Here is a 10,743-nt window from a genome sequence, read left to right as displayed (position 1 = left end):
CTTGTTCACCACTCCATCGATGCCAGCCAGCAGCATGGCGGAGAGGCAGAGATACGGATTTGCCGTTGCGTCGGGCGGTCGGTACTCGAAGCGCGTCTCCTCGGGATTGTTCACGTAGCTTGGAATCCGAATCGCCGAGGACCTGTTCCCGGTCCCGTAGGTCAGAGCAACCGGAGCCTCGTAACCGGGGACGAGCCGCTTGTAGGAGTTCGTGCTCGGGTTCGTGAACGCAGAGAGTGCGGCCCCATGTTTCAACATCCCGCCGATGAAATACCTGCCAAGCTGGTTGACGTTTCCGTATTCCCCCTTCCTGTAAAACGCGTTCTTCCCGTTGTTTGTCAGATACAGGTGGAGGTGCATCCCGTTGCCGGCCTGCTGGTACATCGGCTTCGGCATGAAGGTGACGAACAGGTCTTTTTGACGCGCGTAGTTGAAGAGGGCGTACTTCGTTGTGATGATATTGTCGGCCGTCGCCAACAAGGTGTTGAAGTACGTTTCGATTTCCTGCTGGCCCCGCTCGCCGGTTTCGTGGTGGTGGTACTTGACGCTGATGCCGAAGCGTTTCAGAATTTTGCACGCCTCGTCACGGAAATCATCATAGACATCAAACGGGTTCGCGGCGTGATACGCGTTTTTGAAAAACTCCTCGGCATGTTCCACTTCGTAATATGATGAGGCTGTGCGCGTGTCGAACCGGACCTTCGAGAAGATGTAGAACTCGAATTCGGGTCCCCACCAGGATGCGTCGACGCCGACCAGCTTCTTGAGGGACGCCTCCGCCTTTTTCGCGAGCTGCCGGCCGTCTTGTGAAAACGGAGTTCTGTGCTGGTCCGTCAGCAGAATGTTGGCATAGAAGCTCAGCGTCGGTTCGTTCCGGAATGGGTCGACGACCGCCGTGTGCAGGTCGGGGACGAGGATCATGTCGCTGTTTTCGACTTTCCTGAACCCGTAGCTCGAGCCGTCGAATCCGACCCCTTCGTTGACGAGTTTGGTCAGGATGTTGGGAAACACCGGTAGCGAGATGTGATGGAGATAACCGGTGAGATCGATGCACTTCAGATCGATCATCTCGATCTTGTTCTTCTTGATGATGCTGTTGCAGATCTGTAGTTGGCGGGTATCCATACAAGCACTCCAGGTCAGATTCTGTTGTTGTCAGCGGGCGGGGCTAATTGACCCCGATCTTCATGTTGCCGAGCCCCAGTCGTTTCATGAGGGCCTCGATTTGCTTCACTGTTTTTGGCGCCCCGGCAGAAAGAACGCGGTTGCCGTCTGCGGTAATCAATATGTCGTCTTCAATCCTGACCCCGATGTTCCAGTACTTCTTGTCGCAGGAACTGCCTGCCGGTATGTAGATCCCGGGTTCATTCGTGAGGATCATACCCGGAACATAGGGCTTTCCGTATGGACCGGGGTCATGCACGTCAAGTCCAATGTGGTGGCTCAGTCCATGCATGTAATATGTCCGGGCTTCCTGCTTGTCCTTGATGATCCCGAGCTTCATCAACCCCTCGGCGATGACATCGTAGGCTTTCTGACTTGGGATTATCGGCAATACGCCGGGCTTGAATTCTTTTGTCGCTTCGGTCTGAGCCTGCAGCACGATTTCATATATCTCTTTCTGGGGAGGGGAGAATGTTCCGTTCACCGGGATCGTCCGCGTGACGTCTGCTGAATAGCCGTGGTACTCGGCACCGAGATCCATCACCACAACGTCCCCGTCCTTCATCTGGCGCCTGTTCGCTTCATAATGGAGGATGCACGAATTGGGTCCCGATCCGACAATGGAGGGAAAGCCCTGATACTCCGCACCGTTCTTTGCGAAGCAATATTCGATGACAGCCTGAAGTTCGTATTCATACATCGCAGGCTCGCTGCTCTTCATCGCTTCGACGTGCGCCGCGATTGTGGCATCGATTGCCCTCTGAATCAGCTCAAGTTCTGTCTGCGATTTCACTGATCGGAGTTCAGCGACGGAAGAGGCGAGACTCTTGATTTCCAGTTCGGGGAAGGTCGATTGAAGATCAGCTTTGAGTTCGCGTGAAACGATCGTCCTTTTTTCCATCAGCGGGTCATACACGATGTCGGGCATGCTCGGAGGATAGTAGAGAATCTTCTTCCCGGCCAACGCTTTCCTCGCGAAGGGGAGAAGCTCCGTTGATGGCAGAACGGCGGCAAATCCAAGTTCCGACTTCGCCCCGTCAAGGCCGAGACTTTCACCCGCGGCGCTCCTTGTTTTGGGCCTGACGAAGAACACCTCTTTCACGGTGGTTACGCTGTCGATCTGAATCCCTTCGGGGCAGAGGAGAAGATAGCTGCGCTGCTCGCTGCAACCGGTGAGGTAGAGGAAGTTGCTCTCCTGGCGGTAAAGGTAGTTCACATCGTTCGATCTGTTGGCGGGATCTTTGGCCTTGAAAATGGCGATGGAGTTCGGTTCCATCTTTGCCATGAGCAGTGCTCGGCGTTGTTTGTACTCCTCGGGCTTGATCCTGAGGGCCTCGGCGGTGTTGTCAGGCGATTGTCCGAAGGCAGTAAGCGTGCTGATGGCGATGATCCAGGCAACGAGAAGGCGGGCTGCGGCAGATCTGGAGGTCATATGAGATCCTTGAATAAGGAAGTTGTCGCTGCTACTGAGAGCACAAAGTCCGACTCCTGACAGGTAATTCGGTCTGAGAGAAGTCGGACTTCGCTTTCATTGTCGATGAAGAGGTGCTACTTTACAAGCGTTACTTTTGACGCAGCTGTCGACGATTGGACCGCAGTGAACATCTGCTCCCCGGTGCCCGAGATGTTCGTGTCGGTGGTTGTTGTTTGGTCAACACCGACGAGGAGTCCTTCTTTCGGAGCGAAGTATGCAGTCCCTTTGACTTTGATCGTACCGTCAATAACGAGTTCCATTCCCCCCTGCGAGCCGGTTCCGTATTGAGAAGACGGTCCCTCGAAAGAGATCTTCAGACAATCGTATCCCCCGAATTTCTCGGCCGCCACGATCTTGAAGGTGACATCAGGCTTCACGACTATGTTGAAACCCCGGGCATTCATGGTGTCCGGCGTAGTCTGTTTCCAGCTTTCGCCTACTCCCACTGCTTGTTCGGGGAACTTCACAAAGAGCCCACGCATGTAATCCGCAGGACTCCCTCCACCCATCATCTGCATCTGCTGTGATGCCTCAAACTTGTCGATCGCTTCCGATTTCACTGTCTTTCCCATGGCGGTGACCGTCAACCGGACACGTTTCCCATTGATTTCCTTCATGACACGCGCAGTGTCTTTCATCATCGGAGAATCGATCTTCGAGAGATTGGTATCAACCTTGGCTACCAACACCATCTCGCCGTTCGCTCCAACGTTCTCGCCGGTTATCGAAACACCGAACATGCTCCACGCCGAAGTGGTAATGTCCTGACCCATCATCTGTGCTTTCGTTTTGGTGTCGGAAGTCAGCGTATAGGCGTGGGTAGTTCCTTTCGCCATCTTGTATCTGAGCTTCTCGCCACCTGCGAACGCGACAGAGACGAGCGCTGTGCAAACGAGCAGATAGAAAAACGATTTGGTGATCAAACGGGACATGAGTGTACTCCCTCTACATTGAGTAGGATGATTGCTGTTAGTTATCGAATGGCATGATCTGGGGACTCAATATCGTGTTTTTTCTTTGAATAAAGAGATCGAAAAAACCTCCAGAAAAAAAAAGACGAATCAGCGCTTATGCAAGAACACGCATAAAATGGGGATTTCCTGCAGGAATATCAAATCGAGTAACAAGCGGGGTTCAAACAAGCCACATGGTCAAGCTTATTGAGCCCTTGGAGTGCTTGGCAGAAATTCCATGAAAGTGCCGGAGTGACGTGTATTCGGTGGGATTACGAGTCAGAAGCAGTGGAGTTACAACAGGCAGCAGGAAAAAAAAGGTCGTGCACGATGCCCGACCCTTTTTCAGAATCATCATTCCGGCGCAGGATTCAGACCTGTTCCTGCTTCGACTTCATCGAAGCGACAAAGTAGAAGATGACGAGTGCGAGTCCTCCCGAGATGAGCATGCACGCGAGGTACACTGAATCTTCCATGTCGAGACTGCGGTGGAGGTACATACCGACCATCAGACCGATGCCGACAAAAACAGCGAGAAGGCCCCACTTGAGGCTTGTGAGGGGATTCGTCTGAAACCACTCCTTCATTGGCTTGCCCTTGAAATCGATTGGATTGACCCCTTTTTCAATCATCGCCATGTGTTCTTTGTTTCGGTTGTTGAAATACACAGTGAGCACCCAGGCTGTGCCGCCGAAGAGGAAAATTGGGATGAGGAATTCGCCGTTCATGATACCTCCCGTACTGAGTTTGTAGGATTGACGTTTGATGGTGGCTTTACTACCTTTGACCTGTAATCAGGCCGTAGGGTTTCAGAGATGGAAGAAGAATGCGAGGCATTCAGGAAAATGCGTGAAGACGTCGTTTTCTGAAACCCTGGTGGCCCGAACCAGGTCAAAAGGGATGTATGGCATACAACACAGGGCCACGTGCTCAAGACTGAAACTGCGATAATAAAGGAAATCCTCGCCGGGAACAAGCGGGCATATGGTGATTTGGTCGATCGCCACAAAGACAAGGCGATGACGCTGGCCATCCGCATGCTCAGGAATCGCGAGGATGCCGAAGAGGCTATACAGGACGCATTCGTGCGGGCGTTTAATGCGTTGCCGCGGTTCGAGTGGAAGTCGAGCTTCTCCACCTGGTTCTATCGGATCGTCTATAATGTTTGTGCCTCGAAGCTGAGCCGGAGAGGAGAAGATCCTCACATCACGATTGATGCCGGGGATGATGAAGGCGCTCTCGAACTCGCTTCAGATGAAGCGCCCCCTGACATTCAATACGAGTCGATTGAATTCGAGCAGATTGTCCTCGGCGAAATTGAGAAGCTTCCCTTGCTCTACAGCGCAGTCTGCACGCTGTTCTTTGTGCACGACATGAGCTATGACCAGATCGTGGAGGTGACGGGCATGCCGCTCGGCACCGTGAAAGTACGGCTCTTCAGAGGAAGGGTGATGCTGCGCGACGGAGTTGTCAGGAAGTTCAGCGGATCAAATGTCAAAGCGGCCAGTATCCAAGAAAAAGAGCAGAATACGTGAGGTCTCTATGAATCATCTTACTACCAGTGAAATCTTTCAGATTGTCGACGAGACTCTGGCAAACGGGGCGAGGACAAGGATCGTCGCTCACCTGGAGGTATGCCCCCGATGCCGGCAGGAGGTTGCAGTCCGCCAGACGAAGTCAAACGTCCATCAATGTTTTCTGATGCTGCCAAAACGTACGTGGACTATTACGCACGAGCAAGAGAATTCATCGTGAAGAGCCAGGCACACATCATCGGTGAGCCGGCGAAGAAACCGCCGCCGAAAAATGAGAACATCATCGTGCTGACGATGTTCTCCGTGATCATTCTTGTCGCTGTCGATCGCTTCGTGGTGCGCAAGCTCATGCGGGTTCGGCAGTAGCGCTGGTCTTCTCATCGGAGTGTCCCCAGGCGTCCCTTTCCCGGGACGCCTTTTTTGTGTACTCAGCGTTGGCTGCTCTTTTGTTTCAACATAATTTCCTCTATATTGAAGGCCAGTTCATCGTACTCTCATCACGCTGAATGCATCGGCCGGCTAGTCCATGCGTGAACCGGACCCCTGTTTCAGCATCATCGTCAGCGGAATACCCCTGTGTCGAAACATCTGAACATCTTCTTTGTCGGCGATATCAACGGCAAGCCTGGCCTCACACTCGCCTCGACGCTCCTGAAGCAGTATATCAAGAAATACGAGATCGATTTCTGTGTCGCAAACGGCGAGAACGTCAATGAGGGGAAGAGCATCTCCGAACAGGATGCGAAAGAGCTCTTTGCCATGGGGGTCCACGTCATCACGAGTGGAAATCATATCTGGGATCGGTGGCAGGTCAAAACTCTGCTGGCAACTGAGCGAAATCTGTTGAGGCCGTTGAACTATCCGAAGGAGAACCCCGGTTTTGGATACGTGGTGTATGATCTGAAGGAAAAAGGGCACGTCGGTGTCATCAACCTGCAAGGCCGGACCTTCATGCAGCCGATTGATGATCCCTTCAAGGCGGCCGACTGGGCGGTCAGCAAGATCGCAAATGAGACCAAGATCATTCTGATCGATATGCACGCCGAAGCGACCGCTGAAAAGATGGCGCTCGCATGGCATCTGGAAGGGCGCATCAGCGCCCTCGTAGGCACTCATACACATATCCCGACGGCCGATGCGCGCATCCTCCCAAAGGGGACCGCCTACATAACGGACGTTGGAATGACCGGGCCGTATGATTCGGTGATCGGCTTGCGGAAGGAGATTGCGATCAAGCGGTTTCAGCATCAGACCCCCTACAAATTCGAGTTGGCGCAGCACGACGTCCGCTTCTGCGGCGTCTACATACAGGTTGAAACGGAAACAGGCAAGGCGACGAAAATCGAACAGGTGATTTTCCCCGGGTTCTGATTTTCCTTGGTGCCCGGGGTTTCTACTGTGATATTCCAATCGTTGATGAACATTCTCCAACCCGACCATGCCCGCACAGATTATTGATGGCAAGAAGATTTCCGAAGACATCAGGCGTGAGGTAAAAGAACGCACGGCTCTCCTTAAATCGGAAAAGGGGATCGTGCCGGGACTCGCGTTTATCCTCGTCGGCGAAGACCCTGCCTCTCAGTCCTATGTCCGGAGCAAAGGCAAGGCCTGTGAGGAAATGGGCTTCTATTCTGTGACCGAGAGGATGCCGGCGAACACGTCTGAGGCTGCGCTCCTTGCAAAAGTGGACGAGTTCAGCCGGGACCCGAACATCCATGGGCTGCTGGTGCAGCTTCCGCTTCCGCGCCAAATCAGCGAGCAAAAGGTCATTGAGGCCATCGATCCGCGGAAGGATGTCGACGGATTTCACCCGGTCAGTATCGGTAGGCTTGTGGCAGGGGGGAAGGGATTCCGATCCTGCACGCCGGCTGGCATCCAGGAGCTTCTGATTCGGAGCGGTAATGACCCCTCCGGAAAACACGTCGTCGTTGCCGGACGAAGCAACATCGTCGGGAAACCTATCGCAAACATCCTGCTGCAGAAACAGAAATGGGCGAACGCCGTGGTCACGGTTGTTCACACCGGTGCGAGCGATCTCTCCGCCTATACGCGGATGGCCGACATCCTCATCGCTGCCATCGGCAAGCCCGAGTGTATCACCGGTTCCATGCTGAAAGAGGGAGTCGTCGTCATCGACGTCGGGATTAACCGCGTGAACGATCCGTCAGCTAAGAACGGCTACCGGCTCGTTGGAGACGTCCATTTCGAATCCGCCTGCCGTGTGGCTGGCGCAATCACGCCCGTCCCCGGCGGTGTCGGGCCCATGACGATCGCCATGCTCCTCAGCAATACACTCCATGCCGCCGAGGGTATTCTCCAGTAGCCCGGCGTTCCTCCTTTCCAGAGCCTCCTCTCCTAAATCTCAGCCAGTCAGCCTTCCTTCCGCGGGGCTGCGGCCCGAGGTTTTTTCCCACAATGTCCTTGATTCCGGTTGTCGCGTGTAGTACATTGATTCGTGCAAATCGTGCAAATCAACTCAAGCGTTCAATCGGGCTTATGAAACGATATTACAGTTCCCGTCAACTTGCAGAGATATTTGCAGTGAATGAATCGACCATCAAGCGGTGGTCCGATACGGGCTACATCGAATGTAACCGGACAAAAGGTGGGCACAGGCGGTTCTCCATCCAGTCAGTGATGCAGTTTGTACAGCAGAACAAGCTCGAAGTACCTGAACTCGCGGCCGAGTTGTTCACGGGGCGCAATCTCAAGTTAAACCTCGTCGCGGGAAACACGGATGTGCTCGTCCCGCGTCTGAAAGATGCTGCGCTCGGAGGCAATCTCTCAGACACCCTCAGCATTCTTCGGGCGGGCCTGGCCACAAAACCAAACCTCCTTGCACTGTATGAGGAAGTCGTGTTCCCCGTCCTTGCCCAAATCGGGAACGATTGGGCGTCCAAATCGATCACAGTCGATGTCGAACATCTTGCCAGCATGACAATCCGGGACGCAATCGTTCGTCTGCAGTCATCCATCCATCGGGAGCCTGAGAACGGTCTTTCCGTGCTTCTTGCTTGCTACGACGGACAGCTGCACGACATTGTTCTGCAATGCATCGCCAGCTATCTTCAGTCGCGGGGCTGGAAGGTGTTCAATCTCGGGCAATCCACGCCGACGCCATCCCTTCTTGCCGCGATCAAGAAAAGGAAGCCGGACCTGGTCGTTCTCAGCGCTCTGATCGTGGATCATGAGAGACAATTTCTCCGCGATGTGAACAACAAAATCCTTCCGGCGTGCCACCGCGTCGGCGCGAAGCTTGCTGTCGGAGGTGCGCAGATGAAGTCGAGGTTTGGGGATCGGCTGAAGCCAGAGTTCGTATCAGAATCGATCGCCGATTTCGAAGATATGTCGGAACCGAAACACTATGCATAGAGAAATCGCCGGCAAAAGAACCGACGATTCCTTCCCGGGCAATGGCCATGTGGGACTTATGAGTACCAGCAGAAATTCCAAGATCCGGGTAGCGTTCTATGCCTTCGTGGCATTAGCGGCGCTAGCAAACATTTTCGGGACGCCTTACTATTCTGTCCCGCTTCTTACGCCTCTTGCGATGGCGCTCATCGGGTTAGCCTCACTCGTGCTTACGTATCAACTTACGGTCAAAACCATCTGCGCTGCAGTCGGTGTGGTGTTGTTTCTGTTCTTCTGCCAGGCCCTTGGCGCTAATACGGGATTTCCGTTCGGCGAATTTGCGTACACGAGCGGCCTTGGACCGAAGGTGCTCGATGTCCCGCTCGTGATGCCGCTCGCCTGGCTTTCAATCCTGATCCCGGCATGGGTCGCGGCCGACAAGGTTCTGCGATATCGCAACCTCGTTGTGGCATCGATCATTGTCGCGGCGGTCGACGCGGTCCTCGAATTCACAGCCGATGCACTGGACCTTTGGCACTGGAAAGGGGGATTTCCCACGGAGTTGAACGTCATCAGCTGGTTTGTCGTTTCGTATCTCGCATTGACGATCCTGGGAAAGTATGCCACGGAGAAAGAACCGGACCCGATTGTTCCGCACTTTCTGTTTGGCCAGCTCATCTACTTCGCTCTGACTGATATCGGACTGTGTTTTCTTGTTCACTAGTCAAGACGTCAAATCGAAGCCCCTTGTTCCGATGCACCGGGCTCGCTCTGGAATCCGTCTGATAAGGAAAATATTGTGATGCGCCCTATTATTGTCTGGTTCAGACGCGATCTCCGAACCGAAGACCACGCCGCTCTCTACCACGCCTGCAAGGAACATGTCCCTGTTATCCCGCTTTTTATTTTCGACACAGAACTGATTCGCTCCCTGCCGTCTGACGGCGCGGCGTTCAACTATCAGGCCGAAGCGCTCACGGAACTTGCGTTGAAGCTCGAAATGCTCGGCGGCCGGCTCATTTCCCGGCATGGAAGCGTGATGGATGTGCACAAGTCCCTCATTCAGGAGGCGCAGCCTTCGGCCATCTATTTCAATCGCGACTATGAGCCGTACGCCCGGGAGCGCGAACGCAAGGTCGAAGAACTGTATCACCATGCCGGCATCGAGGTGAAATCGTTCAAGGATGCCGTGGTTCACGAGCCGGATGAAGTCCTGACTCTCAAGGGAGAGCCATATGTTGTCTTCACGCCGTATGCCAACGCGTGGAAGAAAATGTCGCACCCGCTTCCGTTCGGCAAGCCGCGATCGTTTACCACGCCACCGCTTCGGACCGAACAACTTCACGGAGCGCATGAGCTTGGTAAGCCGATCACCATCGCCAGCCCGGCAGTTCCCGGCGGCGAGAAAGCGGCGCATCGCCGCTGGAGCCGGTTTCTCCTTGCGGACATTGGTATGTACGGAGAAGCACGGAACATTCCTTCACTCGAAGGGACGAGCCGGATGTCGGTCGCGTTGCGGTTCGGATGTATCTCAGTACGGAGGATGCTGGAAGATTGCGGCAAGGCATACGCCGGGGCATCTTTCGCCCACAAGGAATCGATCAGGAAATTTGTAGACGAACTTATCTGGCGGGAGTTTTACCAATCGGTCCTCTATCACTATCCCGGTCTTGTCCATTCAAGCTATCGGGAGGAGTTCGATTCGATGCCATGGAAGTACAGCGAAAGGCAGTTTCAAGCCTGGAAGGAGGGGAAGACAGGATTTCCGATTGTCGATGCGGGAATGAGACAGCTGAATCAGACAGGGTGGATGCACAATCGCGTGCGGATGGTCGTCGCCTCGTTCCTGACGAAGGACATGCGGCACGATTGGCGCAAAGGGGCCGCGTACTTCGAAGAAAAACTGATGGACATCGAAACAGCATCGAACAACGGCGGGTGGCAGTGGTCGGCTTCATCAGGAGTCGATCCAAAGCCGCTGCGGATTTTCAACCCGCAGCTTCAATCCGAGCGCTTTGACCCCAACGGGGAATACATCAGGAAGTTTGTTCCCGAGCTTTGCCGAGTTCCTACAAAATTCATCCACGCGCCGCACACGATGCCGGCTCTGCTCCAAAAAGAACTCGGCTGTACTATCGGAAAAGAGTATCCGAAACCGATTCTCGATCACAAGGCAGCGTCGACGGAATTCAAACTCATCGTCGCCTCTCTCAAGGCGAATCGCAAATCACGTTCGAAGTAGCGCGGGCCAGTCTCCGCGACATTC

The 10,743-nt window shown here is 54.1% G+C and carries 12 protein-coding genes; 8 read left to right on the top strand and 4 right to left on the bottom strand.

What is annotated here, in order from left to right:
• The 4 genes from NTU47_09470 to NTU47_09455 all read right to left on the bottom strand — a co-directional run.
• The coding region (locus NTU47_09470) for a glutamine synthetase beta-grasp domain-containing protein (GenBank protein ID MCX6134027.1) at nucleotides 1-1,125 on the bottom strand (1,125 nt) is incomplete at its 3' end.
• A 43-nt stretch (nucleotides 1,126-1,168) separates the two neighbouring features.
• Nucleotides 1,169-2,596: an aminopeptidase P N-terminal domain-containing protein gene (locus NTU47_09465; GenBank protein MCX6134026.1), complete on the bottom strand. Its 1,428-nt coding sequence runs from the start codon at nucleotides 2,594-2,596 to the stop codon at nucleotides 1,169-1,171.
• 116 nt (nucleotides 2,597-2,712) lie between these two features.
• The gene (locus tag NTU47_09460; GenBank protein MCX6134025.1) at nucleotides 2,713-3,570 is read right to left on the bottom strand and encodes a hypothetical protein; all 858 of its coding nucleotides are present in this window, start codon (nucleotides 3,568-3,570) and stop codon (nucleotides 2,713-2,715) included.
• A gap of 392 nt (nucleotides 3,571-3,962) precedes the next feature.
• Nucleotides 3,963-4,319, bottom strand: a complete 357-nt coding sequence (locus NTU47_09455) for a hypothetical protein (protein ID MCX6134024.1) — start codon at nucleotides 4,317-4,319, stop codon at nucleotides 3,963-3,965.
• 198 nt (nucleotides 4,320-4,517) lie between these two features.
• On the opposite strand from NTU47_09455, the gene NTU47_09450 reads away from it, so the two are divergent.
• The 8 genes from NTU47_09450 to NTU47_09415 all read left to right on the top strand — a co-directional run bounded on the left by NTU47_09450 (nucleotide 4,518) and on the right by NTU47_09415 (nucleotide 10,719).
• Nucleotides 4,518-5,126: a sigma-70 family RNA polymerase sigma factor gene (locus NTU47_09450; GenBank protein ID MCX6134023.1), complete on the top strand. Its 609-nt coding sequence runs from the start codon at nucleotides 4,518-4,520 to the stop codon at nucleotides 5,124-5,126.
• Between the two features lie 7 nt (nucleotides 5,127-5,133).
• The gene (locus tag NTU47_09445) at nucleotides 5,134-5,346 is read left to right on the top strand and encodes a zf-HC2 domain-containing protein (protein ID MCX6134022.1); all 213 of its coding nucleotides are present in this window, start codon (nucleotides 5,134-5,136) and stop codon (nucleotides 5,344-5,346) included.
• The gene (locus NTU47_09440) at nucleotides 5,343-5,492 is read left to right on the top strand and encodes a hypothetical protein (protein ID MCX6134021.1); all 150 of its coding nucleotides are present in this window, start codon (nucleotides 5,343-5,345) and stop codon (nucleotides 5,490-5,492) included. The genes NTU47_09445 and NTU47_09440 overlap by 4 nt, the downstream gene beginning before the upstream one ends.
• A gap of 210 nt (nucleotides 5,493-5,702) precedes the next feature.
• Nucleotides 5,703-6,497 (top strand): TIGR00282 family metallophosphoesterase, encoded by a 795-nt coding sequence (locus NTU47_09435; GenBank protein MCX6134020.1) that lies wholly within the window; start codon nucleotides 5,703-5,705, stop codon nucleotides 6,495-6,497.
• 67 nt (nucleotides 6,498-6,564) lie between these two features.
• On the top strand, nucleotides 6,565-7,449 hold the full coding sequence (locus NTU47_09430; protein MCX6134019.1) for a bifunctional 5,10-methylene-tetrahydrofolate dehydrogenase/5,10-methylene-tetrahydrofolate cyclohydrolase: 885 nt from the start codon (nucleotides 6,565-6,567) through the stop codon (nucleotides 7,447-7,449).
• A gap of 173 nt (nucleotides 7,450-7,622) precedes the next feature.
• Nucleotides 7,623-8,498: a cobalamin-dependent protein gene (locus tag NTU47_09425; protein MCX6134018.1), complete on the top strand. Its 876-nt coding sequence runs from the start codon at nucleotides 7,623-7,625 to the stop codon at nucleotides 8,496-8,498.
• A 58-nt stretch (nucleotides 8,499-8,556) separates the two neighbouring features.
• The gene (locus NTU47_09420; protein ID MCX6134017.1) at nucleotides 8,557-9,201 is read left to right on the top strand and encodes a carotenoid biosynthesis protein; all 645 of its coding nucleotides are present in this window, start codon (nucleotides 8,557-8,559) and stop codon (nucleotides 9,199-9,201) included.
• A 78-nt stretch (nucleotides 9,202-9,279) separates the two neighbouring features.
• A complete protein-coding gene (locus tag NTU47_09415) occupies nucleotides 9,280-10,719 on the top strand; it encodes a deoxyribodipyrimidine photo-lyase (GenBank protein MCX6134016.1) in 1,440 nt (479 codons plus the stop codon).
• Nucleotides 10,720-10,743 lie beyond the last annotated feature (24 nt).

This window comes from Ignavibacteriales bacterium (genome assembly GCA_026390595.1).
GTDB lineage: Bacteria > Bacteroidota > Ignavibacteria > UBA10030 > UBA10030 > UBA9647.
This window is presented reverse-complemented; position numbering and strand designations above follow the sequence as displayed.